This is a genomic window from Streptomyces jumonjinensis (genome assembly GCF_009600885.1).
In the GTDB taxonomy this organism is placed as follows: Bacteria; Actinomycetota; Actinomycetes; order Streptomycetales; family Streptomycetaceae; genus Streptomyces; species Streptomyces jumonjinensis.
In genome coordinates, this window is the sequence record NZ_VCLA01000201.1 from 80,910 (window position 1) to 81,477 (window position 568).

Consider the following 568-nt stretch of genomic DNA (forward strand, 5'->3'; position numbering starts at 1 on the left):
TCACACCGGCCGTGCCGCCATGGAGAAGGGCGAGCTGTACGCGCTGGCCGACGAGGCCGAGGAACTCGGCGAGGAGATCACCGTCCCGGGTTCCCTCGCCGGTCTCCCGGACCTGGTCACCGCCTCCCAGGAACTCACCGCGCTGAACGGCCTGGTCAACGATCTGGCCGACCACGTCATGCACCGGACGGCGCTCGGCAACCCCGGGCCCGAACGGGGAACGGCCGTCCAGGGCTGCACCGCCGCCGCTGAGCACGCAGGGCAGGCGGTGGCGAACTTCACCCGCGCCTACAGCCAGCTCGGCCAGCTCCACCACCGCGCCGAAACCCTCCCAGCCTCAAAGACCAGCGCCGCCTTCCACCGGCTCCGGTACCACCTGGAACTGGCCCGGGAGAACCTGGACTCCGTCGCCCTGGGGCTACGGAACGCGGCCGACACCATCGGCAGGCCCCCGTCCCAGGTAGGCGCGGCGCTCAGCCGCTCGACCCAGCCGGTACCCCCGGTCCACCGCGAACACGGCGGCATCCCGGGAACCTGGGCCTTCCTCCCGCCCCCGTCGGCGCCGCGC

Annotated in this window: 1 protein-coding gene; it reads left to right on the top strand. The window is 73.1% G+C overall.

Going from position 1 to position 568, the window contains the following annotated elements; translation table 11 throughout:
- Positions 1-568 (top strand): hypothetical protein (locus tag FF041_RS38500; RefSeq protein WP_194292326.1); only part of this gene is annotated, 568 nt, incomplete at both ends.